Raw genomic sequence first — 26,377 nt, 5'->3', positions numbered from 1 at the left:
GCCGCGGTCCGCAGGACGCCGACTGGTATCCGGGCGGTTCGGTGGGTGGTGACGGCTGTGGCCAAGTGACGGGCTAGGGGGCTGAGGCCGATCACAGCAGGCTCTCCTGCAGAGGGAAGGTAAGCCTCGCGGTGGTGATGGCGGCGGCGAGGTTGTCGTCGTTGATGCTGCGCTCGCTGACCTGGGCGTAGGTGCGATCGTGGTTGTGTGTGTTCTTCATCCGGATGATGTTGGGGAAGCGGCCGATGGCGCGCATGTCGGCCAGGCCGGACAGGAAGATGAGCTGAATGCCGTTGGCGGCGGCGACCCGTCGTTGCAGGTCCAGGAACGCGACGTAGTTGACGGTACCGAGGGGGTTGTCCATGGGCAGGACACCCAGACCGGGATGATCGGTGCCGCGGCTGGCGGCGCGTAGGCGGGCGAGCATGCAGAACAGCAACAGGCTGATGGTGACCTTCTCGCCGCCGGACCATTTGCCCATCCGTTCGACGGGTTCCCGTTCGTCGGCGAGGTTGGTCGACGGCTTGAGGACGCGCGCCCTGAAGTGCCCGGGGCCGCCGACGGCGGCGGAGACAGCCTGCCAGGTCAGGGTCTTGCCGTCGGGCTGCGTCTTGGCTTCGCTCTGTACGAGGCCATCGACGAGGGCACTGATGCGGCTGCGCATGACCGGCGGGCTGGTATCGACGCCGTGCTTGGGGCCGACGTCGAGGAAACGGCGATTCTTGAGGTGGTCGCCGATTCCGGCCGGGAGCTGCGCCTGGGTTTGTGCGCGCTGCAGCATCTTAAGGCACGTGCGCGCTTCTTCGCAGAGCGCGGACACTACGATCTCCTTGTCCTGCTCCACCTCATCGATCTGCCCTTGAAGATTCGCTCTATAAAGGGTGATCTCCGCGATGAGATGGTCCGCTTCCTCAGCCAAGCCGCTGGTGTGTTCACCGCCGCTGAAACGAACCTTCACCTCAGCGGAGACGGCAGCAAAGCGGGCCTCGGCGGACCAGCGGCTGACGACGTGGCCGCGCTCGGTGACGGCCGCGCGGGCGGTGCCGACGCTCCGATCGGCTGTTGTCAGTTCTCGGCGCGCCGTGTCCGCCTCGGCCATGGCGTCGGTGATGGCTCCCGCATAGGCGGCGGGCGGTACGGTGACGTCCATGACTTGGTCCTCGTCGCTCATAAGGCTCGCGGCGAGGCCGTCGAACTGGTCAGCGTCGTTCGTCAGCTGCTCAATACGCGTTTCCAGGCGCCCGAGAGCTTCGGCTGCGGCCTGTCGCTGTGCGCGGTGGCGCTCCTGGTTCTCTTCGGCATCTGTCCGCAGACGCCTGGCGTGGTCGAGGTCGGCGGGTTCGGTGACCGGCAGCAATAGTTCGACCCGGACTGGGCGAGTGCGGCTGGCCTTTTGCAGTGCCGTGTCGGCCTCCGTCGCGTCGCTGCGCTTGACGGCCCGCTCGCCGAGCGCCTCGGCGTATTGAGCCTCGGCGGTCGCTGTGAGTTCAGCGCTCATGGCAGGGTCGGATGCGGCGGGCGTTGCGGCAAGGTCATTGGCCAGGCCTCGGACGTCCTGGTCTGCTACGGCCATGGTGGCGGCTAGACGTGACATCTGCCCGGTCACGCCCTCGATTTGGGCGGCGATCACACTGCGCGATGCTTGAATCTGATGGGCCTTGCGGGCGGTCTCGAACGTGCTTCGCGCCTGCGCAAGGGTGACGGCCTCAGCCTCGTCGGTCGCCTCGCCTGCGTCGTCGGCGAACTCAGTGGCCTCGCGAATGTAACCCGCGACGACCCGCCGGTCACGGCTGACCTCGCCATTCGCACGCTCGGAGACCGTGCGCAACTCCTGTTCGGATGCCACCGCGAGCGCCCTAGCAGCCTCGAGGGCTTCGCGTGCGGCAGGTACCTGGGCCAGCCTGGTACGCAGCTCCGTGATAGCGGGCAGTTGCTGGGCCAGGCCGCTGAGGATGTGAACGCGCGAACTCATGATCCTTTCCTTCCTGATGGCCTCCTCACGTTGTCGGCTCAGCTGCGCAGCGCGGACATCGAGGTCGGCCAGCTGCGCGGTGAGCTCGCTATGCCGTTTCTCTGCCACGGCGACCGCTGCGGTGATGCGGTCGTGCTCGGCGGCGAGGTGCTCGAGGTGGCCCGGAGGGCAGGTGGTCGCCAGGAGCGCTAGTTCGTGGATCAGCTGCTTATCGTGGTCGCGGGCGAGCTCAAGCTGCCGAAGGTGGTCGGCGCGAGTCGCGCTGGCCGTCTCCCGGCGCTCGACTTCCGCGGTAACAGCGTCGCGGTCAAAGAGTGCTGCGGCTGGCGCAACGACGAAGCCGCCCACGGTGCCCGCGTCGGTGTCGATGGCATCCTGCAGAGCGCGGGTGGTGGAGACCTGAACAGTGGTGCCGGGGGTTAGCGCAGCAGCATCCAGGCGTTGCTGGGCGACGCCTAGGTCGTCAGCGTCGTACACCAAAAGGCCGGCGACTAGAGATGGCGCACTGGTGATGGCTCGCTGCCACAACGCCGGTGCGACCGCGTCGGCGAGGTAGTGCCAGCCGGTGGTCGCGGGAATGCTGTGCTCGCGCAGGATGTCGGCGGCGCGGGTCAGGTCGAGGGAAGCCGGGAGAAGACCGGACTGCCCAGCGAGTGATCGCAGCGCTCGCCGATCGTCGGCGTCTTCGACCGACAGATCGATACGCTCGCGGTCGATCTCGATGATCGCATCAGTCAATGCTTGCTGGAGCGCGCCATTTTCGGCGACCGGGTCAACGATGCCGGACTGGGCCAGCAGAGTAAGCCGGTTGTGCCTGCTGAGGCTGCTGATCTGGTCAAGCAGGGGCTGACGTTCGTCGTTGAGCTTGCGCAGCGCGACCTTGAGGTTGGCGATTTGCGTGCCCAGCTCGCGGTGTTCAGCGTCGATCGGCGAGCGCCTTTCGGCCAGCGCATTCGCCGCGTCCGGCATATCCACGTCCAGCTCGCGTACCAGGCGGGCGTGCTGGTCGGCGCACGCGGTATGCGTGTCTGCTAGGTGGGCGCCGGCAGGCAGGTGCCCGTCGGCGACTGCTCTAGCCACCGCTGTCTCGAACACCGTGATGCTTCGCGTGAGCTGAGTGCTCTCGGCAGTCAGAGCACCAAGTTCACGATCGGCCTCTCCGATCTCGTCCTGGGCCTTCCGTCGTTCCTTCTCGGCAGCGGCGGCGGTCTTCTCGTTCGCGTCGATGGCGGTTTCGAGATCGCGTCGAGATCGGTCGAGCACCGCGATCAACTGTGCGGCAGCCTGCTGGTAGCGCTCACGGACGGGGGCGGCGTCGGCTTCGTCGCGTGTCTGCTGCTCGCGGAGGCCCTTGAGCTCCGCTGACAGCTCCGCGTGCTGGACCAGGGTGGGGACCAAATGCCACGCTTGGCGTAGCCGGTCACGATCGGCGACGGTCTTATCAGCCTCTGTGCTGGCGGCCCGAGTGGCTTCGTCGAGCAGATGCGCCGCCCACCAGTGGTACTCGCGGTGCAGACGCTCGTAGGCGTCGGCGTTGTCGGCGGCCTGCTTGCGGCGTTCGCGGTGGTCGTCAGCTTCCGTGTTGAAGCGGGCAACCTGATTGCGGGCGTGGCCGGCTGCCGCGGAGAAGGAGGCGGCCAGGGTGCGCGCACGATGGCGTTGCGTGGCGCGGGCCTCCTCGGCTTCGTGCAGACGACGGTGGTCTTCCTTGAGGAGTTTGAGGTGTTCGACAGCTTCTTGCGTGAAGTCGAGTTCGGTGCGCAGGCGCGGGTGGCGGGCGATGCTGGCGCGGTGTTTGCCCAGCATGGTGGACAGTCTGCGGGATGCTGCAGAGTCGCCGACCAGGCTGAGTAGGTAACGCACGAACTCGTCGGTCGTGGAGAACTTGAACTGCTTCTCGATGCCGCCTTCACTGGCGTTGATCTTCAGGATGGCGCTAAACAGACCGGGATCCAGGCCACGGTCCTGCAGAGCGCCAGTCCACTTTCCTTGATCCTTGTAGTCGATCACCACAGCGTCTGCCTCGGGCGGCAAGGCCGCGATCGCATCGGCGAACGCCTTCAGCGTCGTCGGGTGCTGGTTGTCGTCGTGGAAGGGCAGGACCTCGAGCTCGGCCCCGGGGCGCGAAGGGGTGAACGCGTACCAGCGTTGTTGCAGCTGTTCCCAGGAGGCGTTCGGGTCTGCGGGCTGGATACGGTCGGTCCATTCGTAGACGGCGCCCGTAACCATGCGCGTTCCCTCGGGGTCCTGCCACTCGATGGCAATATGGGCAGTGTCGGCGCCCAGCACGCAGTCCTCGAGGTGGCGACCGGTCTCTGCGGTGGCGAGATAGTCGTTACGCGCGGGCCGGATCGATGCGCAGATCAACGCGATCAGTGTGGATTTGCCACCGCCATTGCGCATCCACAGGATCGTGTCGAGCGGGTTCCCAGTGCGGCTGCCGAACTCCAGCCACACGTCGCGGAAGCGCGCGGCGGGGGCGCCGATGCGGTCGAGGTAGATCCGGCGGATCCTCCACAGCCGGGCAGGAGGGGGCATCAGGTGGTCTCCGATTCGCGTCGGGCAGTTCGCAGCGCTTCGAGCGCTTCACCGCCGCCGATGTCGGCGACCAAGAGCCGGAAGCGATCGGTGAGCTGGTACGTGGTGGCGCCCATGGTCGGCGCGGGGCGGGCGGCTCCGCGGTCGACGAGCCAGCCGAGGACCTCACCGATGGCCCACTGCGTACATCCCTTGGCGGGCCCGGCTTGATTCGCCTTGGGTAGGAAGGCACTCATCCGGTCGTAGACGTCGGCGGCCCGACGCGCCTGTGCGTCGTTGCCGTCTTCGCCAGTCGTGGCGGTCACACGGGCAATTGCCGAGCGGATGAACGCGTCTAGGGCGACAACTTCGACGATCTTGACGTCAGTGCTGTCTAGGTCCCGCGGGTGGGGGAAGGCGTACGCGGCGATCGCAAGGGTTACTAGACCGGCCACCAGCTTGTCTTCCGGGCCCATGTTGGTGCTGCGCAGGTCGGAGGTGCGGATCGCGAAGACGCTGCCGGGTTGGGTGGTCACGACGATGCCGGTGCGCGCCGGAGTGCCGAGCACGACCAGTCCGAGTCCGCTGGCGAGTACGTCGACCAAGTCACTAAAGGCCGCCTCGGTGCGGTAGCGGTGCAGCAGCAGTCCGTAGGGGTTTCCGTCAGTGGGACGGGCGCCGTGGCGCAGCCCGAAGGTCACCAGTTCGGCGGCGCGTCGGACATCTTCCAGGGAAATGCTCATGAGATCGCCCCACTCGCGGAGATCATCAACTGGTTGCCCCACACCATGGGCCGGTCGATCGTGTGGCCTGTGCGCTCGGCTGTCAGGGCCGCGATCAACGTGTCGATGCCGGCGGTGGGCGAATCTCCCGGTTCGGGCAGGTCGGGAGCGTAGGCCCACAGGGCTGCGAGGGTGACCAGTTCGATGAGATCCTCGACCGCTCCGTCCACCTCTTCGGGGTCCACGGCGGTGGCGGCGTCCACAAGCTCGCTAAGTGGCACCGGTGCATGTTCGGCCCGACGCAAAATCTTTGTGGCCGCCGCGATGACTTCTGGCGCGTACGCCTGGGCATCGGCCTCATCAGCGTTGCCGGGGTCCTCCGGGACGTACTCGACTGGTGTGACCTGCCGCGTCGGCGTGAGCAGGCTGTCCACCAGATCGCCCAGGTGCAGCACCCGTGGGAGCCGGAACCCCAGAATGCGGTCGGTGAACGCCTCGCAGACGGCCTGCGCGTCGGCGGTGGCCATCGCCAGGATCGGTTCGAACAGCTCCCGTTCGACGTTGAGCAGCCGTAACCGCACAGGCCGGCTGAACACCTGGCGCAGTTGCGCCTGCTGAAGTACCTCCCGTGCGCCGGAGGCGCGCGACGCGAGATCGAGGTGCACCTCGCGGATCCGCTGCAACGTCTCGACTAAATCACCAGACGCGCGTCGGACGGCGGCGTCGGACTCCGCATCGATACCGGACATGACATGGCCGATCACCTCGCCGTCGGCTTCGATTCGCGCCTTCACGTGCTTGCGAGCACGGGCCAGTCGTGCAGGAACATCCACCAGCCAGTCGGCTGAACGCACGTCACGGCGAGTCGACTCGATGATGTCTGCGAGGGTGGCCGCCATCGCCACAGATGCACGCTCGGCCGTCTCCGCCGTGCGGCCGGCAGCCTCAAAGCGGCGGTCCTCCAACTGGCGACGCAATACTACCGATAGGGCTTCCTCAGCGTCATCGACATCGAGGTTCAAGCCGTTGAGGTAGAGCATGACCGCCTGGGGCGATGCCTGGACGACGGCGCCCGACGGGCTGTCCTGCAACGACAGCAATTTGAAGGCGTACTCCTCCCGCCGGCGCGGCGTCGAACGTATGTCGTGGAAGACGTATACGAACTTGCCCTGATTCTCGGCGTCGTTGAGTAGACCCCGAACCACCCACCGCGCAGCTTCAATCGCCGCCACCGGGTCGTCCCGCTCGTCCATCAGCCGGGCGAGCCCGGCAACGGTATCCACGAGCTGCGCCAGGGTGATCTGCCGGGCGAATCCCATCGAGGCGACCGCCACGTCGATCGCGGCGAGGGCCAGCTGTCTGAGATCGAAGACATCGTCGTCGATACCGGCATGTCCCGCGTTGCGGACCAGACGAGCGACCGGGTCAGTGAGGACCAGCGCTCGCCACCTCGCTCGGACCGAGGCGTCCCCAGCCGGGGAACGAACCTCGTTCATCGACGGCTCCGCCGAGGCGTCCTCGACGGTGAACAGATCCGGCTGCTGCCCATGTACTACCAAGCGATGCCCCCAACGACCCGAAAGATCGACAGTAAGCGCTCCTTCGATGACAGATGGTGGCACATGAGTATGACCGAGTGCCGCCCTCGTACATCCGTGCTAAGTGGATTAGGTGGTCGAGGATGGGCCTTGACTGCCGCGAAAGATCGCGGTCCGCATCGCCGCGTTGATGAACGACGACGAGCTTCCGTCCTGGTCAGAGGGATGGCCGGTTCACCTGTCACCGGCAGTAGTTGCGCTCAGAGGCGCGGAATCCTGGCGTTCGACAGCGTCGCGTCAACGGAGCAAGCGCCGAGCAGTCACGGCCCGCGGATGCCGCAGCGACCTGAAGGGCGGGAAGCGTTTCCGCAGGTCAGCCGCCATGCATTCGCCCACATAGGATTAGAAAACGGCCCCACGTACCCGATTTTCAGTCGGACGCTCGTACCAACTGAGCTATCTGGCCGTGCGCGCTGTGACGCGCGGTAAGAGTAGCAGGGACGGGCGACGTCGTTCGTCCCGGGCCGGGCCGGCGGCGGCCGATCGACTTGTCCGAGAACATGCCATTGTCTTGTACACACCGTAGTGAAACAACGCTAGTCCGCTCACGTTCGGTGAACCTAAATCGGCGAGGTCGCTCGACCGGCTGTTGCAGGCCCGAGGGTGCGTGACCTGGTGGCGGGGCGAGTTTGAGCGCCGTTCGCCCCGGCCCGCAAAGGCGACGGCTGTGCGTGTCAATGCGCGTACGTACGGGTGAGTGCGTTGACATCCGAGCCAACACGGAGCCAACACCGGCGGCAAACCCGGCCCAAAAATTTCGTAACTCTGCGTTATCGATGCTGCTTGAGTGCTGTTGCCGTGCAGAGGTGAAGCCGAGGCAGATGGGCGGCGGATCACCTGACCTGGCGCAGGCGCGCAGCGGCGGCGCGCGGATGGTAGCCCGCTGCCACTCCCGGCGCGATGATCGCCGCGGCGTCAATATGACGGGTCCGCAGCGGCAGGATCTCCTGGTAGGCGGGAGAGGAGTACCAGGCGTGTGCGCTCTCCCAGTCCGGGAACTCGATGATCACGATGGTGCCGGGCCACTCGTCTTCCAGGACGTTGACGTCGCCGCCGTGCACCAGGAAACGGCCACCGTAGGGCTCAAGCGTGTCCTGGATCCGCTCGAGGTAGTCGAGCACGTCGTCGTTCACCGTCGGGGTGCGCAGGTGCGCGATGGCGTAGGCAGGCATGCCACGATCCTGCGCCACCGGCCGGCCGCGAACAACCACTCGATAGGCGTCCGGCCGAGGCGTCCGGCGAGCGACCGGCGGCGGATCCGGCCGGGTCCGCGTCATACGGGTCGGTGCAGTGAGCGGCAGCGCCGGCGGGCATGCCGTGCATGAAGGCATTCCGTGGCGACGCCGTCAACCACCGCGCCGGTTTCGGTGATTCTCCGGTGGTGCCGCATCGATTAAGGGTTCTCTTGTTAGAGAAGGTGCGCGTCGTTTGCCGACCGGGGGATGCGATGAACTGGACAATCGGGCGGAGACTGGCTGCTGTCGGGGCGTTGGCGATCATTGCGGTGGTAGCTGTGGGAGGTATTGGGATTCTGCAGGCGCGGGCGTCGTCTCAGCGCGCGGAGCGCGCCTTCGAGGTCGCCCGCACCTTGTCGACCACTATTGACGCCCAGCACACCGCGTCCGTTGTTCTGGCCGACGCGGCGATCCTTGCCCAGCCGCTGTCGGCGACGGACCGGGTTGAGGTCGTGGAGCAGATGACCGAACACGCCGGGGAACTGCGGGAGCAGTTGGAGACGTTGAACGCCGCGGAGGTCGGGGACGAGTTCCGCGTGTTGCGGGCGGAGTTCGAGCCGACGATCGAGGCGCTGCTGGCCGACTCCGATCGACTCGCCCGCTCCAGCGCCGTGCTCGCGCTGACCGACCTGAATTCCGTGCGTGAGCACTGGGGCGCCTTCGACGAGCAGAGTGACGCAGTGAAGACGCTTCTGAGCGAGGTGTCGGTCCGGGAAGTCACTGCTGCCAACGCCGGGGCTGAGTCCACGACTGTCATCTTGATAATCGTGACGGTGATCTCGGCGACGCTGGTCGGGGGAGTCGTGTGGCTCATCGCCCGGCTGATCGCCCGACCGATCCGGCTGACCAAGGCCCTGCTGGAGCGGGTCGCCGCCGGTGACTTCACCGGCCGGATCGACGTCCGCGTCGCCGACGACCTCGGGCTGATGGGACGGGCGCTGAACACCACCGTCGAGTCCGTAGGCGCGGCGATCGGCCGGATCACCACCGAAGCCGCGGCGCTGTCGGGCGCGGCCGGACGGCTGACGGCGGTCAGTCAACAGGTCGCCGCCGGCGCCGACCAGGTGTCGGCCGACTCTGCCGCAGCATCCGCCAGCGCCACCCGGGTCAGCGAGGACGTGCAAGCCATCGCCACCGGGGCGGACCAGATGCAGTCATCGATCGCCGAGATCGCCCGCAACGCCGAGTCAGCCACCGGCATCGTCAACACCGCCGTCGCCGCCGCCGGGCGGGCCACCGACACGGTCACCCGACTGGCCTCGTCCAGCGACCAGATCGGCGCAGTGGCCAAAGTCATCGCCGGGATCGCCGAGCAGACCAACCTGCTCGCACTCAACGCCACCATCGAAGCCGCCCGCGCTGGCGAGCTGGGCAAAGGCTTCGCGGTAGTGGCCGGCGAGGTTAAGGACCTCGCCCGCGAGACCGCGACGGCGACCGAGGACATCGCCCGCCAGATCGCCGCTCTCCAAACCGACAGCACCGACGCAGCAGCGGCGATCACCGGCATCTCCACCAACATCGACCAGGTGGCCGACATCCAGCAAATTATCGCAGCCGCCGTCGGCACGCAGTCCACCGCCACCCGCGAAATCGGTGAACGGGTAGCGCAGACCGCACACATGGCCAGCGACATCGCTCAACGAGTTGCCGCAGTCAGTGGCACCTCACGAGAAGCGACAGAATCGGCGAGCGACACCCGCCGCGCCGCCGAGGAAGTGTCGGCTACCGTCGGCAACCTGGAAGATGTCGTCAACCAGTTCCAGGTCACCTCATCCGGGTAGGGCCCGGTAGATCATGTCGGACAGCCGTCGTTCAGGACGCGGGAGGGCTTCGATGCCGCCGTTGCCGCCTGCCCTGCTGCGGGTAACGAGGTCTTTGGCCCGCTGTGATATCGGAAAACGGCGGCCGACCGCCCGCGGAGCGCTGCTGATTCCAACGTCAAGTCTGCGGGCTTGGTCGAGAACGTCGGTGACAAGCTCGGCGTCGTCGCCCACCGCATGGAGGGCGGGGGGCGGTTCAAAAAGTTCATCCAGTCGGACAGCGCGGGGACCGGAATCGGTCGAGGAACGCGTCGAGGGCGACCACGGGCGCCACGGGGTGCCGGGCGCGCAGCAGTGGGATCACTGACACCTTGGCGACGCCTTCTGGTGAGGTGACACGGAATGTAGCCGAGGCTCGTTGGTGAGGTTCGCGCCGTTCACACCCGCAGGGAAACTAGGCGGGTGCCGGCAGTGTTCTCGACTTCGACTGCGCTGACCTGGCCGACTGCGATCGCGGCCGTGCCGTCCAGGTTGGTGCCGTCTCGCTCGCCTTTTTCGGAGACGATCCAGCCGCCGGCGATCATGCGCCGGCCCTGCCGGTCGACGACGATCAGGCGGCAGTCCTGGCCCTGCGCGATGCCGTTGACGGCCACGTTGATGCGCACCCAGTTGGCCACCGGGATGATGGACGCGGTGACGCGGACGTGGGTGCGCGGGTCCTGGGTGGTGGCGATGCGGGTACCGGGCGGCTGCGGTTCGGCGGTGGTGGTCGGCGGTGCCGCGGTCGGCGGCGGCGCGGATCGGCTGGTTAGGGCGGCGCCGGCCAGGACCGCTCCGGCGAGGGCGGCGACGGTCGCGGCGGCCGCCGCGGATAGTCCCCACCGCTGGCGGGCGGTGTTCTCCTTACGGACCTGGCGTAGGGTGCGGTGTAGGACGAGGTCGGCGTCGGGCGGCCCGTGCAGCAGCGCCTCCGGCGGCAGGTGGCCCAGGGCGGCACGGACGGCGGTCAGTTCGGTGAGTTCGGCCCGGCAGTCGGCGCAGCCGGCCAGGTGGGCGTCCGCCTCGGTTCGCTCGGACTGGTCGAGGGCGTCGAGGGCGTACGCGCCGAGTAGGGGATTGTGGTGCGGGGTGATGGTCATCAGGCTACCCCTTCCAAAACGATGGAGCGCCCCAGCGACGAGTGCCGCAGTTGTCTGAGCGCGTGGTGGCAGCGCGACTTGACGGTGCCGGCTGGGATGCCGAGTGCCTCGGCGGTCTCGGCGACGCTGCGGCCGTGGAAGTAGATCGACACCAGGACGCTGCGGTGCTCGGCCGAGATCCGCTCGAGCGCGTCGAGGGCGACCAGCGAGTCCACCACCGACTGGGCGTGGTCGTGCTCGACGGGGACGGTCGTCGGCGCCTGCGCTACTTCGGTCGGTCGGGCGCCGCGGGCGCGGCCCCGGTCGGCGACCAGGTTGCGGGCGACGGTGAACATCCAGCCGCGGATGGAGCCGGCCGCGGCGGACAGGTCGCCCGCGTGCCGCCAGGCCCGGATGAGGGTCTCCTGGAGGATGTCCTCGGCCGCGGCGCGGTCCCCGGTGAGCCGGGCGGCGTAGGCGAGGATCGCCGCGCCGTGCTCCTCGTAGAGGGCACGGACCAGGGCCTCGTCCCTGGTCCGCTGACTTGAGCGGACCTTCAGTCTGACCATCCGGCTGCCTCCTGTGCGCTGCTGACACGGGGGTCGTCCGCACTACGGACGCCGCCCGGATCCGGTTCACCATTTCTTGGTTCCCGGGTGGTCAGCCGCGGCAGGCGCGGCCGGCGTTGAGGCATGACACCGCTTCGGCGAGGACCGGCGCCGGCATCAGGTTGAGCGCGAACGCGTGGTCGGTGCGGGGGCTGTGGTTCTGGTCGGCGAAGGCGTCGACCAGGAAGCGTCGGCCGGTCGGCAGGTCGTAGGCGACGATGACCTGAAGCTGGGGGACGGGGAACGTCCGGGGTGGGCAGTGGCCGTCGGCTGCGGTCGGGACGAGGTGCTCACGGTGGTCGCGGCTGTCCGTGCGGCGCCCGTCCCAGCAGCTCGGGAAGTCGAAGACCCGCAGGACCCGTTGGCCCGGACCGCAGCGGGGGTAGCGGTCGGTGCGCCGTCGGGGGCTGTCGGCGCAGGTCCAGGTGGCAGCGGCGTGCCGGCCGCCGTCGGTCACGGCCAGCGCGTCACCGACGGCGGCCCGCAGGCCGCCGGGTGGGGCGACCACGGGTCCGACCGGGCTTCCGTACAGGGTGAGCGTCACCGCGGCGGGCGTCTGGATCGCTCCGTGCTGGCCGTCCTGGCCACCGTCGGGCGGCGCCAGGCGCAGGACCGGCCAGTAGTAGGTGGACCGGTCGTCGTTGTCGCAGGTGGTGCCCGCCGCGGCGAGGCTGGCGTCGGTGGAGTCGGCACCGGTGGAGGTGTTGCCGACGTACTCGTGGGTGTGGTGGACGGGTCCGGTGGAGCCGGGCGTGACGACGACGTTGGCGCTGTTGCGGTGGCCGATCTCGTTGCGTCCGCACGACCAGGTGTAGGAGCCGGTGCCCGCGGTGTCGCCGGGGGTGGGAGGCCAGGTCGAGGTGAGCTGGTTGACCTGGCCGATGTCCACGTAGTCCGGCCAGTCCGGCGTCGGGTCGCGGGCGAGCCAGGCCCCGGTGCCGCCGACGAGGGTGAGGGCAAGCGCGGCGGCGGACAGCCGGACGCGGCGCCGCTGCCGGTCGGAATGCGGCGGGAACGTGGCCTGCATGTCGCCAACGTTAGGGCGCGGCGGCAGCGCGGGGAAGCCGCTGGCGTACGCGGCGGGGTGACCGTCGGGAAGGTCGGACGAATGCCGGGCCGGAAAACTTTGAACCAGGTTCGGGTGCCGTCCGTATGGGGAGCGACGCGGTACCCGGGTCGCGCAGGGCCAGCGCCGGCGAGAGGTAACCCGTCCCATCCACACCACGTGCAGGGCGACGGCACTACCTGCGCCCACCAAACAGGAGGAGTTTTCATGTTCTCATCGCACGAGGATCTGCTCCGGTACGTCCGCGACGAGGACGTCCGGTCCGTCGACGTCCGCTTCTGCGACCTGCCCGGGGTGATGCAGCACTTCACGGTACCCGCGCAGGCCTGCACCGCCGAGCTGCTCGGCGAAGGGCTGGCCTTCGACGGCTCCTCCATCCGCGGCTTCCAGGAGATCCACGAGTCGGACATGCTCCTGCGCCCCGACGTGAGCACCGCCTTCGTCGACCCGTTCCGGGCACAGAAGACGTTGGCGCTCAACTTCTTCATCCACGACCCGCTCACCGGCCAGCCGTACAGCCGGGACCCGCGGCACATCGCCGCCAAGGCAGAGGCGCACCTGCGTACGACCGGCGTCGCCGACACGGCCTGCTTCGGCGCGGAGGCCGAGTTCTACGTCTTCGACTCCGTGCGGTACGACACCAGCGCGCAGGCCGGGTTCTACTACCTGGACTCCGACGAGGCGGCCTGGAACACCGGCCGCGACGAGCCCGGCGGTAACCGCGGCTACAAGACCCGGCACAAGGGCGGGTACTTCCCGGTCGGCCCGACCGACCAGCACGCCGACCTGCGCGACGAGATGGTCCGCCAGCTGACCGGCGTGGGGCTGCGGGTGGAGCGGGCGCACCACGAGGTCGGTACCGCCGGCCAGGGCGAGATCAACTACCGGTTCGCCACGCTGCTGCAGGCGGCGGACAACCTGATGGCCTTCAAGTACGTCGTGAAGAACACGGCCTGGGCGGCCGGCAAGACGGCCACGTTCATGCCCAAGCCGATCTTCGGCGACAACGGCTCCGGCATGCACGCCCACCAGAGCCTGTGGATCGACGGCGAGCCGCTGTTCTACGACGAGTCCGGCTACGCGGGGCTGTCGGACACGGCCCGCTGGTACATCGGCGGCCTGCTGGAGCACGCGCCGTCGCTGCTGGCCTTCACCAACCCGACGGTCAACTCCTACCGCCGGCTCGTGCCCGGCTACGAAGCCCCGGTGAACCTGGTCTACTCCCAGCGCAACCGATCCGCCTGCACCCGCATCCCGATCACCGGGTCCGACCCGGCGGCCAAGCGGGTCGAGTTCCGGGTGCCCGACCCGTCGGCGAACCCGTACCTGGCGTTCTCCGCCATGCTGCTCGCCGGCCTGGACGGCATCAAGAACAAGACCGAGCCCCCGGAGCCGATGGACCGGGACCTCTACCAGCTCACCCCGGCCGAGGCCCGGCAGGTGCGCCAGGTACCCGGCTCGCTGCCGGAGGTGCTGGACGCGCTGGAGTCCGACCACGACTACCTGCTCGACGGCGGCGTCTTCACCCCCGACCTGGTCGAGACCTGGATCTCGATGAAGCGCGAGCTGGAGGTGGACCCGATCCGGCTGCGCCCCACGCCGCACGAGTTCGCCCTCTACTTCGACATCTGAGCCGGACGGAGACACATGATGGCCTCGACCAGGAACCGTACCGCGACCGCCGCGCCCTCGACCACACCGGCGGCCGCCGACGCCCCGGACCGCTCCGGCCCGTACCGGCGAATCTACGAGTCGTTCCCGCGGCGGCTCGACGGCACGGTCACCCGCGGCGCCGTCCTCGGCCAACTGCGCCGGGTCGGCATCAGCGCCGACGACCCGCGACTGCGCGGCAGTACCCTGACGGTGGGAGACAGCGACGAACCGCTGACCCTCGACCAGTTCGTGGCCCTGTGCGGCAGCGACGGCGGCCTGATCAGCCGGGCCGCCGCCGGCGAGCTGGTGATCCCCGACTTCACCACCTTCGCCGGGGAGCTGACGGGCATCTACCAGGCCGCCCGGGAGGACCGGTCGGGGCGGGTCGCCGACTACATCCCGCAACTGGCCCGGGTCGAACCGGACCAGTTCGCGGTCGCCGTGTGCACCGTGGACGGCCAGCAGCTCGCCCTCGGCGACTCGGACGCGACGTTCTGCGTCCAGTCGATCAGCAAGGCAATCAACTACTGCCTCGCGCTGGAGGAGCACGGGCCGGACGGGGTGCACAAGCACGTGGGTCGAGAGCCCAGCGGGCAGGGTTTCAACGAACTCACCTTCAACCGCGACGGGCTGCCGCACAACCCGTTGATCAACGCCGGCGGGATCATGTCCGGCGCGCTCATCCGCCCCGACCTCAACGTCGCCGATCGCTTCGACTTCGTCGCCGACGCCTGGCGCCGGCTGGCCGGCGGCGGCCGGGTCGGCTTCAACAACGCCGTCTACCTCTCCGAGCGGGCCACCGCGGACCGCAACTTCGCGCTCGGCTACTCGATGCGGGAGAACCGCGCCTTCCCGCCGACCACCGACCTGGTGGAGACGCTCGAGTTCTACTTCCAGTGCTGCTCCATCGAGGTCAACGCCAGGGCGCTGGGCATGGTCGCCGGGACCCTGGCCAACGGGGGGCGTTGCCCGGTGACCGGCGAACAGGTACTCGCCACCAGCACCGTGCAGCGCTGCCTGTCGCTGATGTCCTCCTGCGGCATGTACGACTACTCCGGCGAGTTCGCCTTCTCGATCGGCCTGCCCGCCAAGAGCGGCGTCTCCGGCGCCGTAATGGTGGTGGTACCGCAGGTGATGGGCGTGTGCGTCTGGTCCCCGCGGCTCGACCCGATCGGCAACTCGGTCCGCGGCGTGCGGTTCTGCGAACAGCTCGTCGCCCGGTACAACTTCCACACCTACGACGGCCTGGTCACCGGTGGCCGGGGCAGCAAGCGCGACCCGCGCCTGCGCAAGCACGAAGCCGAGATCAACGGAGTGATCCGGCTGTGCTGGGCCGCCAGCGAAGGCGACCTGGAGGAAGTCCGGGCGATCATCGCCTCCGGAGTGGACCCCGACGCCGCCGACTACGACGGACGCACCGCCCTGCACCTGGCCGCCTCCGAGGGCCACCCCGACGTGGTCGCGCACCTGCTCAGCCTGGTGCGGCAGCCCACGTCGGTGGACCGCTGGGGCGGTACCCCGGCAGACGACGCCCGCCGCGGCGGCCACGCCGAGGTCCTGGCCCTGCTCGCCGCTGGCGACGCGCCACTGCCCACGCCCGCCGCCGCCGCGTCTACGGTCCCCACGACGCGAAAGGAGCGCAGCAATGCCCATTGACACTGGAGCCACGGCCTGGATGCTCGCCGCCACCGCGCTCGTGCTGCTGATGACGCCCGGGCTGGCCTTCTTCTACGGCGGGCTGACCAGCGTCCGTGGCGCCCTGAACATGATGATGATGTCGTTCGTCAGCATCGCCACCGTCACCGTGGCCTGGGTGCTGTACGGCCACTCGCTGGCCTTCGACCCCGCCGGCGACGCAGCGGTCAACGCGGTCGTCGGCGGCCTCGACCACCTGGGGCTGCAGGGGCTGGTCGACACGGTCTACCCGGGCCTGTCACCGGAGACCGGCGACAACCTGCCCCAGCTCGTCTTCTCCGCCTTCCAGCTCACCTTCGCCGTCATCACGGTGGCGCTGGTCAGCGGGGCGGTCGTCGACCGGGCCCGGTTCACCGCCTGGGTGGTGTTCTCACTGGTCTACGCCACCGTCGTGTACTTCCCGGTCGCGCACTGGGTGTGGGGCGGCGGCTGGCTCGCCGAACTCGGCATCGAGGACTTCGCCGGCGGGACCGTCGTACACATCAACGCCGGCGCCGCGGCACTCGCCCTGACCCTGGTCCTCGGCCGACGGCACCGGCCGGGCCACCAGCAGCCGCACAACGTCCCGCTGGTGCTACTCGGCGCGGGCCTGCTCTGGTTCGGCTGGTTCGGCTTCAACGCCGGCTCCGAGCTGGCGGTCGACTCCACCACAGCCCTGGCGTTCATGAACACCCTGATCGCCTCCGCCGTCGGCGCGGGGGTGTGGCTCGCGGTGGACAAGTACCGGCACGGCCACTACAGCGCGATCGGCATCGCCTCCGGCGCCGTCGCCGGGCTGGTGGCGATCACCCCGGCCTGCGGCTTCGTGGACCCGTGGGCCGCAGCGGTGATCGGCGCGGCGGCCGGGGCGATCTGCGCCTGGGCGGTTGAGCTGAAGAACCGGCTCGGCTACGACGACTCGCTCGACGTGGTCGGCGTCCACCTGGTCGGCGGCCTCGTCGGCGCGGTCTCGCTGGGGATCCTCGCCCGGTACACCTTTCTCCCGCAGCAGCACCAGGGCCTGCTCTACGGCGGCGGCCTGCAGCAGCTCGGGCTGCAGCTACTCGGGCCGCTCGCGGTCGGCCTCTACGCCTTCGGTGCCGCGTGGGCGATCGCCAAAGTGATCGACCGGGTGCTGGGCTTCCGGATCCCCGTCCGCGACGAGGTCGCCGGCATCGACATCACCAGCCACGCCGTCCTCGGCTACGACCTGCGGGAAGCCGCGCGGCCGCCCGCCCCGGCGGTCAACGGCACCCCGGCGAAAGTCGACGCCTGACCACAGCGATGATCTGGCGGCCACGCCCCGGCGTGGGGCGTGGCCGCCCCGCCGGGGACGGCTGAACAGTGGCGGCGCAGTCGAGCCGGACCGCGGGCTGCCCGAGCCGGCACCGCCGCCCCTGCCGAGCACCCTGCGTTCAGCAGGGCGGCAACGGCTACGAGGACGGCGTGGCCAGTTTGCGGGGTGTGGCAGTGCCAGCGGGCGGACCGGCTGGCGCGTAGGCCGACCAGCGATCTTCGCTACGGCGTCCCGGGGAGCCGGCACGGAGCGCGCACGCAAGGCCGCACGGACATCTGCCCTGGTCACCATAGGTGCGAGCGCTGTATATCGCTGTGGATAGTCGTACTCGGAGCAACAGGATCGGGGCCTTTCGGCAGGATCACGACGCTCAAGCACACATCGACCGCACAGCGGCCAATCGTTGGGGCGGACTTGGAGCAGCGATCCGCGTTTGGGCAGTTCATCGCCTATGTGCGGCGCACGCGCCTGGGGCGTGAGGGCTACCTGGCTCCCGATTCTAAGACGAACGTTTGACAGACCCCCCTGCGGCTGACCTGGGCTGAGGACGCGGAGCCGGCTACTACGGAGGCAGAACTTGTCCGGCGCCTGGACCCCTCACTGAACGTAAGCGGCGTCGACCCGAACACGTCCAACGACCATCGTCGCCGCCGGACGCATACACCACCGCCAGCCATCCAGCGGCGCCCTCGCCGACGTCAGCCCCAGCCGCTCGGCACGTAGGTGGACACTGACACGCCCATACCGAGTTGAGTGCGGGCTGCGTACGCGCTGGAAGGTGCCATATCTTTCGCCCCCATCCTGAATGACGCTTGTGCGAAAATCGGTTCATGACAGACAAACAACACGCCGATGCTGATCGTGAGAACCAGCGATCTGTACGGTTTGGCGAGCTGCCGGCACGAGTGCCGCCGGATGAAGCCGTCGAACTCGTAGAGACAGAGCCGCCGCGTGGCCGACCGGAGTCCGCCGGTAGTGAGGAGCAATCACGGGCTCTTGGCGATGGCCCCTGAGGCCGCGTGTCATTTGGGTTGTTGACTGGTCTGGTCGTTCGTTGATCTGGGCGTGAGTGACGTGGAGAACTACTTTGTCAGCTAGGCCCGATCGGCGGCGGCCAGATAACGCCGCACTAACCCGTGGATATCTGCTCATGCCGAAAACTGGGCCGTGCGCGCGACGGTAAAGGATTGCATAGATGGTGTGGACATGCCCCCGGTCAGTGCTTGACGCCGTACGCCAGCACGGCGGGCATCGGGACGACCAGCCCCCCGTCGGCGTCCGCCAGTTCCCGTGCCGAGGCGTCCACCTGCGACCGGATGCGCTCCTGTGCGGCCGGGCTCTGCTGTTGTAGCAGGCCGCCGATACGCGCGGTGCCGGCGTGGAACGCCGGGTACACCGCACGTGACGAGGACAGTCGCCAGTCCAGGTCCAGGCGTACGACGTTGACGGCGGCGAACCCCGCGGTGGTCAGTGCCACCCGGCATTCCGCGGCTCGGCCAAAGTGGAAGAAGTCCGGGCCGTGCGGCACCGTCACCTGCTCGCCACAGTCGGCGACCGCCCGCAGGATCCACTCGAAGGCGACCGCCTCTACCGGCTCCGCCCAGACCGTGAAGGCGAACCGCCCCCCTGGGCGCAGTACCCGGTACGCCTCGCGTAGCGCCGCCTCGGGGTCCGGGACGTGCAGGAGGCCGAAGTTTATCGCCACCGCGTCGAAGCGGTCGCTGCCGTACGCCAGCTGCTGCGCCGCCTGCGCGCCGAACGTTAGCCCCGGGTGGCGCTGCCGGGCCAGATCGAGCATCGCGGGGCAGAAGTCGACGCCGGCCGCGGTCCCGCCGCGGTCGGCTGCGGCGGCGGTCAGGTCTCCGACGCCGCAGGCCACGTCCAGCAGCGTGGTGTCCACGTCGACCGCCAGGGCGTCCAGGACGCTGTCGTTGGTCTGGCGGGTCAGCGGCGACCATACCTCCGCGTAGACCGGGGCCGCTCGTTGCCAGCCGCGTCGCTCGAACTCGGTGAACGCGGCCGGTTCTCGGGACACCGCCACGGCGCAGGGGCCGCCGATCTGGCGGGCCGCCGCCAGGCCCGGCCGGTAGGGCTCGGCCATGTTCCGGATCTGGTCGAACAGCTCCAGGTAGCGATGGGTGTCGACCTGGTTGGCGGTCACCTCGAAGGAGGTGATCTGGTCGTCGGGGCCGCGCATCGCTTCCCAGGCGAAGGCACCGGAGGCGGCCGCGAAGAAGAACCGGTGGGTGGGTACCGGCGCCCGGGACACGTCCAGCACCGATACCCGAACCCCCATCTCGGCGTGCGCATCGATGATCGCCCGGCACTCTGGGTCGGCGAGTGTGTCGGCGCCGTGGGGGAGGAAGAACACCCGCTCCATGATCCCGCCGCCGGCCACGAACCCGGCCATCGCCCGTTCGACGTAGTCGGACTGCCAGAAGTAGCGACGGGTGGGCAGGCTGGTGGCGACGAAGTGCCCGCCCGGGTGCTGGTCGAAGGCACGCCGGTGGAAGCTGCGCTGCTGGTCCACACTCTCCAGTCGGAATCGCCCCTCGGTCAGTACCCGGGCCGGCGTCCGGAAGATCTCCTCCAGGTACGGCCGGTAGATCCGTAGCACCGAGGGTTCGGTCTGCTCCAGCAGGTCCGGGAGCTGGGCCACCACCGCCCGGCTGATGGCGGCGTGGTTGTGCCGTAGCTGTCCGAGCAGCTCGGCGTGCATGGCCGCCAACTGGTCGGCGGTAGCCTGCTGGAGCGCCGCGGCCTCCCGCTGCTGTGCCTGCCGCTGCCCAACGACCACGTCGCGCAGCGCGGCCAGCCGCTCGTGGGTGAGCCGGCCGGCGGTGGTGAGGGTGCTCGCGACGATCATGAGGGTCATCCCGGATACCAGCAGCGCGAACTTGGGCGTGCTTTGGCTGAGCACAGGAAGGTCGATGATCCCCGTCAGGTCACTGACGCTGAGCAGCACCGCTGCCATGCCCGCGATCAACAACCCGAGCCGGTCGAATTCGGTGCGTAGCTTCTTCACACAACGGCCCCTCGCACGCGGTGTCCCCGACTGTACCCACGGCACACCACGCGTCACCACGAGTGTCGGACGAAGAGGCTCCCGCGGGACCGTGGACGGCGGCCGCCCTGGACCTGTCAGTGCAGGCAGCAGTGGCCGCAACACCGCCCACCGCGCCGCGGCTGGTGCCTCACCATCGCGCGCCCACACCACAAGACCACTCCAGGCACGCGTCACTAGCGCCGCCGGGGCGACGCCCACGGTCCCGACCCCGGCCGGACGGCGTCAAGCCACTGCCACCGCACGCGGCGGGCATTGCCCCCACCTGCGGCGTGCCCGGGCACCGGGCGTCCCACCCCGACGACAACCACCGCACACCGCCACAGCTTGCGCCACCAACTGCCACTACCGGCCCGCGGATCCAGCCTGCCGTCTCAGCCACGAGGCCGACGACTATCTCGACGCGGCACCGGTCCGCGCTGTGCCTCCCTGCAGACGGGCGCCTTCGCGCCACGCCGGGCCGTCGCGCTGAAACTGGAGGAGCACCTACCGGCCGCCGCCGACGAACTACTCATTCCCGCGATCCGTCCGCCGGGTGATGGGAATCCAAGTGGTGTGGTGTTCGGTGATGTCGGACAGCCACAACTGGTTCGGGTGGTGTGGGCTTCACCGGCCGGCCGTCGGTCGCTTGTGTTGGGTGGCTGTGGTGAGGAGTGCGCCCAGGAGCAGGAGTAGGAGCCCGGTCGTGGCGAGTTGGTTGGTGGGTGCGCCTGTGCCGGTGACGGGTAGAGCGCCGATGACGGCGGGGGTGTAGGTGGCGGTGGAGGTTTGGCCGTAGGCGTCGGTGAGTTGGTAGGTGACGGGGTCGGGTTGGCCGGTGAAGTTGGGTAGGGGTGTGAAGATCAGAACGCCGGTGGTGGGGTTGAGGGTGTAGGTGCCCTGTCCGGGGATGGTCAGGGTGGTGACGGGGTTTCCGGTGGCGTCGATGAGGGTGACGGTCCCGCCTGGGGGTACGGGCAGGGTGACCTGTTGGGGGTTGGTTTGGGGTCCGGTGCTGGTCTGCGGTGGTGAGGCCGGTGGTGGTGGTAGGACGACGGTGGGTGTGTAGGTGGCGGTGGCGGTCTGTCCGTAGGCGTCGGTGACCTGGTAGTCGACGGCGGGTGCGGTTCCTTTGTAGCCGAGGACGGCGGTGAACACGATTTTCGCGCCGGTGGTGAGGGCGGTGGCGCGCAGCGCGCCGGCGCGTCGCGGCGCCGCCGCCAGCAGGTTTGCGCTCTGGATGAGTTGGAGTCGGTAGGTGCCCTTGCCGGCGAACGTCACCTGGCTGACGGGATTGTCGGCTGCGTCCAGGAGGGCGATCGTGCCGCCGGGGGGTACGGGCACGACGGTGCTTTGTGGTGTGGTGCCGACCCCGCGGGTGGTGCGGTCCGGGGCCGCCGGTGGTGGTGGGGCGGTCACCGTGGCTGTGTAGGTGGCGGTGGCGTGTTGGCCGTAGGCGTCGGTGCGCCGGTAGGTGACGGTGGTTTGGCCGAGGTAGCCGAACTCGGGGGTGAAGGTGAGGGCGGCGCTGGTGACCGCGAAGGCACCGGTGTCATCGACGGTGAGGTCGGTGACCGGGTTGCCGCCGTCGAGGAGCCGGACGGCGCCGCCGGCGGGTGCGGTCACGGCGGCGGTCTGCTCTTGGACACCTTGGCCGGTGCTGGTCAGGTTCGCCGCTGTCGGTGGCGCCGGCGGGTTGACGGTGGGCGTGTAGGTGGCGTCGCCGGACTGGTTGTAGGCGTCGGTGATCCGGTAGGCGACGGGTGTGGCCTGGCCGGCGAAGCCGAGGACCGGGGTGAACGTGATCGTCGTGCCCGACAGGCTGTAGCCGCCCTGCCCGGCTACGGTCACCGTCCCTGCGGTGGGGCTTGCCTGGCCGTCCAGGAGGGTCGCCGACCCACCGGCCGGGATGGTGATCGTGGCAGTCTGCGCTGCGGTGCCGGTGCCGGTGGAGGTGAGGTTGCCGGGGTTGGGGGCTGTGGGCGGGTTGACCGTGGGGGTGTAGGTGGCGTTGCCGGACTGCTGGTACTGGTCGGTGACCCGGTAGCCCACGGGTGTGGCCTGGCCGGTGAAGCCGAGGACCGGGGTGAACGTGATCGTGGTGCCGGACAGGCTGTAGCTGCCCTGGCCGGTGACGGTGACCGCGCCGGCGGTGGGGTTGCCCTGAGTGTCCAGGAGGGTGGCGGTGCCGCCGGTGGGGATGGTCACGGTGACGGTTTGCGCGGTGGTGCCGGTGCCGGTGGAGGTCAGGTTGCTTGGCTGCGGTGGGTTGGGCAGGCCGGCGGTGACGGTCGGGGTGTAGGTGGCGTCTCCGTGTTGGTTGTATGCGTCGGTGAGCCGGTACGTGACCGGGGTAGCGGTGCCGGTGAAGGTTTGCTGTGGGGTGAAGGTGATGGTGGCCCCGGACAGGGTGTAGGCGCCTTCCCCGGTGATCGTGACGGGCCCGCCGATGGGGTTGCCTTGGGTGTCCAGCAGCGTGGGGGTGGTGTTGGCCGGGAGGGTGATCGTCACCGACTGGGTGGCGGGGCTGACGCCGGTGGAGGTCCGGTTGGGTGGGTTGGGCGCCGCGGGCGGGTTGACGGTGGGCGTGTAGGTGGCGTCGCCGGACTGGTTGTAGGCGTCGGTGATCCGGTAGGCGACGGGTGTGGCCTGGCCGGCGAAGCCGAGGACCGGGGTGAACGTGATCGTCGTGCCCGACAGGCTGTAGCCGCCCTGGCCCGTGACCGTCACCGTTCCCGCGGTCGGGTTGCCTTGGCCGTCGAGCAAGGTGGCCGACATCCCGGCTGGGATGGTGACGGTCGAGGTTTGCGCTGCCGTGCCGGTACCAGTCGAGGTGAGGTTGCCCGGGTTCGGCGCCGCGGGCGGGTTGACCGTCGGGGTGTAGGTGGCGTCGCCGGACTGGTTGTAGGCGTCGGTGATCCGGTAGGCGACGGGTGTGGCCTGGCCGGCGAAGCCGAGGACCGGGGTGAACGTGATCGTCGTGCCCGACAGGCTGTAACTGCCCTGCCCGGTGACCGTGACGTTTCCTGCGGTGGGGTTGCCTTGGCCGTCCAGAAGGGTCGCCGACGTACCGGCTGGGATGGTGATCGTGGCAGTCTGCGCTGCGGTGCCGGTGCCGGTGGAGGTGAGGTTGCCGGGGTTGGGGGCTGCGGGCGGGTTGACCGTGGGGGTGTAGGTGGCGTTGCCGGACTGCTGGTACTGGTCGGTGACCCGGTAGCCCACGGGTGTGGCCTGGCCGGTGAAGCCGAGGACCGGGGTGAACGTGATCGTGGTGCCGGACAGGCTGTAGCTGCCCTGGCCGGTGACGGTGACCGCGCCGGCGGTGGGGTTGCCCTGAGCGTCCAGGAGGGTGGCGGTGCCGCCGGCGGGGATGGTCACCGTAGCGGTCTGCGCGGTGGTGCCGGTGCCGGTGGAGGTCAGGTTCGCTGGTGTGGGGGGCTGCACCGGCGGCGCCTGGTAGGTGAACACACCGGCGGGAACCACGGCGGAGGTGCCGTTAGGAGTAGTGACGGTGACATCGACAGCGCCGCTGCCCGGCGGGGTGACGGCGGTGATCGTGGTGGGGTTGACCACCGTGAACCCCGTGGCGGGCTGGTTGCCGAAGGTCACGGCCGTTGCGCCGGTCAGGGTGGTACCGGTGATGGTGACGTTGGTGCCGCCCGCCGCGGGGCCGGTAGTCGGGCTCAACCCGGTGACCGTAGGGGCCGGCCCGGCGACAGTGATCCCGGCGGTGGGAGGCGCGCTGTCGCCGGTACCCAGCGTGGAGTCCACCGCCACAGCGGCGATGTGTCCAGTCGCCGAAGCGGTATAGGCACCCGGTGTGCCGGGCACCGTCACCTGCAGCGTCAACGTCCGGCTGGAGCTCGCCGGGACAGTCAGGCCGCTCAGGAAGGTCGCCGTGCTGCCGCTGATGCTCGGGTCCGGGGTGGTGGTCCCGGCGAACGTCGCCGACCCTGGCACATAGCTGGTGCCCACGGGCAGGGTGACAACCACATCGTCCAGGGTGCTCGCCCCGCCGCCGGTGTTGGTGATGGTGACGGTGTAGGTGCCGGTCCCGCCCTGCGACGGCAGGGAGCCGGGGCTCCCCGACATCGCCAGGGTGGTGGTGTTGACCACTTGCGGAATCGCCGGCAGATTCCCGAAGTTCGACGTCGACGTGTGCTTGACCTGAGTGCCGCTGGAGATGTGCGTCATCGGACTCACCGCGGTCGTCGAGGCGGTGGTACCGACCACGGCGAAGGTGAACTCAGCCGTGTAGTCCGTCGACGACGAGTTCAGCCCCGACAGGTACAGCACATCAGTGTGCACACCGGTGTTACCGCCGGTCATCGTGATCCGCGACCCGGTCAGCCGGTAGGCGTTAGCCGGCCAACTCGCATACGACGCCGGCGTCGCCGTGAACTTGCCCGCCGCCCCGATGGTGCCGGTGTCCCCCACCACCGTGATCGTCAACCTGCCACCCAGTTGCGGGGTGGAACTGCTGGTCACCGACGTCACCTTATTCGCCGCCGCCGCGATGTCGTTCTCCGCCGCCAGCGTGAACGACGCCTCACACAACGCTCCCCCGGCCAGGTCCGGGCGGGTCGTGTACACGCTCACCTTGTGCGACTCCGCCACCAGATGCTCGGCAGAGGCGGTCAGATAGAACGCCGCGTTCGCACTAGCACCGTTCGCCACGGCGCCCGGGTGCGCCCGCCCGGTCTCCGAAGCCGCCAGACCAATCGAGGGACCCGCGAACGAACCGATCTGCACCCACAGATCCTGGTAACCGGCACCGCTGACATTGGTGACCTTGTACATCGCGTAGGCGCTGTTCAGCGTCCCTGGCTCCAGATACAGCGTCGGACCCGACACCCGCGTCACCGACACCGTTCCCGCACCACACACCGGCGCCGCCCACGCCCCCACCGGCACAGCCACAACCCCGGCGACCACCCCCAGCGCGGCACACACCCCGACCAGCCGCCGCACCCAGCCATTGCACGGTCGCACCGACACCGCAAACCCCCACCACCGTCAACCACCTACCCCATCAAGCTAAGCGGCACATAGCGCATAACGCCCAATATCGGCAATAAATCGACCGAATCATCGCGCGCCTACGAATGCAACTCAGCCCCCGCGCGCCAGGATCGCCGGCCCACGCAGCGCCGCGCGTCCGCTCAACAGCGACGGCAGCGCCGAGCCTGGCAAATACGGGGTGACCGTCCCGTCGTGCGCCTCGGCGGAGCGCTGGCGTGAAGCTCAGCGGCCACCGTCACAGATTGGGTCCGGGGCATACAGAAAAGTTGATCACGGGGTCGGGTAAGAAACCTTCCATACCTGGGTGCCACTAGTCCGCTATGGGACTGCCCCGGTTTTGGTTGACTCTTGACCTGTGAGGATCTTGGTCCTCCTGGAAGGATGCACCCGTGCCGAAAGCGTTCCCGCCTGAGTTCCGTCGTGACGTCGTCGCGGTCGCCCGCCGCCGGGGTGAGGCCCCGCTGTCGCAGATCGCGAAGGATTCGGGATCTCCGAATCGTGTCTTCACCGCTGGTTGAAGCTGGCCGACATCGAGGATGGAAACCGGCCCGGTGTGACCGCGGTCCAGTCCGCCGACCTGCGTGAGGCCCGGAGGCGGATCAAGCTGCTGGAGCAGGAGAACGAGATCCTGCGCCGGGCGGCGGCGTTCTTCGCCCGGGACATCTCCCCAAAATGATCTACCCGCTGTCCTCGGCCTTGCTGCTGACGGGATCCCCGTGGCGGTGACCTGCCGGGTGTCGGGTTTCTCCAAGTAGGCGTTCTACCGATGGAAGGCTGACCCGGTCAGCCAGCGGGACTGGGACGACGCCCACCTGATCAACGCCGCCTACGACATCCACGCCGACGACCCGGCGTTCGGCTACCGGCTCATCGCCGACGAACTGACCGACCGTGGTGTGGCCGCCGGCGAGAACCGGGTGCAGCGGTTGTGCGCTCAACAGCGAATCTGGTCGGTGTTTTCCCGCAGGGCTCGCAAGAGCCTGCGCCGGTCGGGGCCGCCGGTGCAGGACGACCTGGTCGGCCGCGAGTTCACCGCCACCGCTCCGGACCGGTTATGGCTGACCGACATCACCCCGCTGCTCGGCACGCCGC

Annotated in this window: 13 protein-coding genes and 1 pseudogene; 5 read left to right on the top strand and 9 right to left on the bottom strand. The window is 69.0% G+C overall.

The genetic code is table 11. The features are described 5' to 3' along the window. Window positions 1–91: 91 nt before the first annotated feature. From IEY75_RS15405 to IEY75_RS15390, 4 genes are all read right to left on the bottom strand, one after another. On the bottom strand, window positions 92–4,510 hold the full coding sequence (locus tag IEY75_RS15405; protein ID WP_189115053.1) for a coiled-coil domain-containing protein: 4,419 nt from the start codon (window positions 4,508–4,510) through the stop codon (window positions 92–94). Beyond that, window positions 4,510–5,232 (bottom strand): hypothetical protein, encoded by a 723-nt coding sequence (locus tag IEY75_RS15400; RefSeq protein WP_189115052.1) that lies wholly within the window; start codon window positions 5,230–5,232, stop codon window positions 4,510–4,512. Before IEY75_RS15400 ends, IEY75_RS15405 begins: the two co-directional genes overlap by 1 nt. After that, window positions 5,229–6,707 (bottom strand): hypothetical protein, encoded by a 1,479-nt coding sequence (locus tag IEY75_RS15395; protein WP_189115051.1) that lies wholly within the window; start codon window positions 6,705–6,707, stop codon window positions 5,229–5,231. The genes IEY75_RS15400 and IEY75_RS15395 overlap by 4 nt, the downstream gene beginning before the upstream one ends. A 935-nt stretch (window positions 6,708–7,642) precedes the next feature. Beyond that, window positions 7,643–7,981 (bottom strand): DUF1330 domain-containing protein, encoded by a 339-nt coding sequence (locus IEY75_RS15390; RefSeq protein ID WP_189115050.1) that lies wholly within the window; start codon window positions 7,979–7,981, stop codon window positions 7,643–7,645. Between the two features lie 149 nt (window positions 7,982–8,130). On the opposite strand from IEY75_RS15390, the gene IEY75_RS15385 reads away from it, so the two are divergent. Further along, window positions 8,131–9,825: a methyl-accepting chemotaxis protein gene (locus tag IEY75_RS15385; RefSeq protein ID WP_189115049.1), complete on the top strand. Its 1,695-nt coding sequence runs from the start codon at window positions 8,131–8,133 to the stop codon at window positions 9,823–9,825. Between the two features lie 416 nt (window positions 9,826–10,241). Here the strand turns inward: IEY75_RS15385 and IEY75_RS21310 are convergent, their stop codons facing one another. From IEY75_RS21310 to IEY75_RS15370, 3 genes are all read right to left on the bottom strand, one after another. Next, on the bottom strand, window positions 10,242–10,943 hold the full coding sequence (locus IEY75_RS21310; RefSeq protein WP_268244358.1) for an anti-sigma factor family protein: 702 nt from the start codon (window positions 10,941–10,943) through the stop codon (window positions 10,242–10,244). Next, window positions 10,943–11,491, bottom strand: coding sequence for a sigma-70 family RNA polymerase sigma factor (locus IEY75_RS15375; RefSeq protein ID WP_189115048.1), 549 nt, complete (start codon window positions 11,489–11,491; stop codon window positions 10,943–10,945). The genes IEY75_RS21310 and IEY75_RS15375 overlap by 1 nt, the downstream gene beginning before the upstream one ends. A 91-nt stretch (window positions 11,492–11,582) precedes the next feature. Continuing rightward, window positions 11,583–12,557, bottom strand: coding sequence for a DUF1996 domain-containing protein (locus IEY75_RS15370; RefSeq protein ID WP_189115047.1), 975 nt, complete (start codon window positions 12,555–12,557; stop codon window positions 11,583–11,585). Between the two features lie 246 nt (window positions 12,558–12,803). On the opposite strand from IEY75_RS15370, the gene glnA reads away from it, so the two are divergent. From glnA to IEY75_RS15355, 3 genes are read left to right on the top strand one after another with little or no spacing between them, the layout of a single operon-like run. Further along, window positions 12,804–14,228 (top strand): type I glutamate--ammonia ligase, encoded by a 1,425-nt coding sequence (gene glnA / locus IEY75_RS15365; RefSeq protein ID WP_189115046.1) that lies wholly within the window; start codon window positions 12,804–12,806, stop codon window positions 14,226–14,228. Window positions 14,229–14,246: 18 nt separating this feature from the next. Then, window positions 14,247–15,905, top strand: a complete 1,659-nt coding sequence (gene glsA / locus IEY75_RS15360; protein ID WP_229789742.1) for a glutaminase A — start codon at window positions 14,247–14,249, stop codon at window positions 15,903–15,905. Then, window positions 15,895–17,199, top strand: coding sequence for an ammonium transporter (locus IEY75_RS15355; protein ID WP_189115044.1), 1,305 nt, complete (start codon window positions 15,895–15,897; stop codon window positions 17,197–17,199). The genes glsA and IEY75_RS15355 overlap by 11 nt, the downstream gene beginning before the upstream one ends. 1,237 nt (window positions 17,200–18,436) lie before the next feature. Here the strand turns inward: IEY75_RS15355 and IEY75_RS15350 are convergent. Continuing rightward, the gene (locus tag IEY75_RS15350) at window positions 18,437–20,245 is read right to left on the bottom strand and encodes a class I SAM-dependent methyltransferase (RefSeq protein WP_189115043.1); all 1,809 of its coding nucleotides are present in this window, start codon (window positions 20,243–20,245) and stop codon (window positions 18,437–18,439) included. 645 nt (window positions 20,246–20,890) lie between these two features. After that, the gene (locus tag IEY75_RS21305; RefSeq protein WP_189115042.1) at window positions 20,891–24,862 is read right to left on the bottom strand and encodes a beta strand repeat-containing protein; all 3,972 of its coding nucleotides are present in this window, start codon (window positions 24,860–24,862) and stop codon (window positions 20,891–20,893) included. A gap of 812 nt (window positions 24,863–25,674) precedes the next feature. On the opposite strand from IEY75_RS21305, the pseudogene IEY75_RS20945 reads away from it, so the two are divergent. Then, a pseudogene (locus IEY75_RS20945) lies at window positions 25,675–26,358 on the top strand (IS3 family transposase); the annotation flags it as partial. Window positions 26,359–26,377: the final 19 nt, after the last annotated feature.

This window comes from Pilimelia terevasa, from assembly GCF_014647915.1.
In the GTDB taxonomy this organism is placed as follows: Bacteria; Actinomycetota; Actinomycetes; order Mycobacteriales; family Micromonosporaceae; genus Pilimelia; species Pilimelia terevasa.
Note: the sequence above shows the minus strand (reverse complement) of the source record. Positions and strands in the feature narration are given on the sequence as shown.